The sequence below is a fragment of the Desulfovibrio sp. 1188_IL3213 genome, from assembly GCF_036763145.1.
Lineage (GTDB): Bacteria > Desulfobacterota > Desulfovibrionia > Desulfovibrionales > Desulfovibrionaceae > Desulfovibrio.
On sequence record NZ_JBAIYR010000511.1, the window covers coordinates 1 to 1,465 of the forward strand.

Here is a 1,465-nt window from a genome sequence, read left to right on the forward strand (position 1 = left end):
TCGCGCCCTGTGGCAGGCTGTGCGCCGATCGGGCCTGCTTTTTGTTTATCTGGCCTGTCTGGCCTTCAGCATCATGACCGTACAGGCCATATTCTTCATCAAGGGGCTGTGCTCGGTCACAGGAGCAAACCCGGCCTGGTTCTTCAGCGTTTACACCCTGACCATAATTCTTGTGCGCCTTGCGGGCAGCAACCGGCTGGACACCATGCCGCGCTACAGGGTTACGCTCTTGTGCAGCGCGGTGCTGGCATGCTGCATGCTTGGGCTGGCCTGGGGGCCGCTGTGGGCCTTTGTGCCGCTGACCTGTCTGTACGGCCTGGGTCTGGGCCTGCTGTACCCTCTGCTGGCCGCTGCGGTATATGACCGCTCAAACCCTGCCACGCGCTCCATCAACTCCAACGTCATGATGGCGACCTTTGACGCCAGCGGCATGCTGGCCCCGCTTATCGGCGGCATGGTCATCAACGCCGGCTTCGGCTACAGGGGCGTGTTCACGGCCACGGCGATCTCCGTAAGCCTGTGCGGCTGCTTCATGCTGGCCGACAGGCTGCGGCTGGCCCTGCACGAACGCAGGCAAACGGCTGAAATGCAATAAACCCACAGGCTGCCCGCAGGCAGCCTGTCTGTTTTTGCAGGGCATTCCGTTTTTTGCCCATAAGCGTGTGAAAGCTACTATAATCAATCATACTGCATTGTTGTCAAAAAGCAGCCGCCCCTTGCGGCAGTTGCATTCCGATACGAATTATATCACTATAATCAATAATTATATCCTACCAATACGGAAGGATACCATCACCGCTGCGTCCGGGTTGCAACCCGTCTGACACTGCTCCCGTTTACGTTGCGTGCATTTCGGCAGCCATTGCCGGAAAAAGGAGACCATATGTCCGCTGTACAAAGCATCAGCGCCAGAGAGCTGCACAGTGTGGACTTGAAGCAGGCTCTTGTTGTGGATGTACGTTCGCCCATGGAATATTCTGAAAAACGTCTGGCCCTGCCTACAGCCTTTGCTCCCGTTACCGACCTTGACCCCCGTGACGTCGCCCTGCGCAGCGGCGTGCTCGTCGATACCCCCATATTCACCATTTGCCGCAGTGGCGCGCGCGCCAAAAGCGCCGCTGAAAAATTCATCCAGGCAGGCTACGCCAATGTGCGCTTCATTGATGGCGGCATAGCCGCCTGCGAAGAGGCCGGTTTTGCCACTACCGGCGAAGGCCTGCCAAAAACCGGCGAAGCGTCGCCCTCTCTTGACCGGCAGGTGCGTCTGGTGGCAGGAGCGCTGACGGTGCTCTTTACGCTGCTGGGCTACGGCATCAGCCCGCTGTTTTATCTGGGTGCGCTGTTCATCGGCGCGGGCCAGGTTTTCTCAGGCATCACCAACTGGTGCGGGATGGCCCTTCTGCTTATGCGCGCGCCCTGGAACCAGAAAGGGGCCTCGTGCACACTTGGCGGAGCCTGCTCCATC

The 1,465-nt window shown here is 59.1% G+C and carries 2 protein-coding genes; both read left to right on the forward strand.

Annotated elements, in window-relative coordinates; all coding sequences use genetic code 11:
- Positions 1-595 (forward strand): MFS transporter (locus V6C16_RS13155; RefSeq protein WP_333543423.1); only part of this gene is annotated, 595 nt, incomplete at its 5' end.
- A 288-nt stretch (positions 596-883) separates the two neighbouring features.
- Positions 884-1,465, forward strand: a 582-nt coding sequence (locus V6C16_RS13160) for a rhodanese-like domain-containing protein (protein WP_333543424.1), incomplete at its 3' end; no start/stop codon positions are given.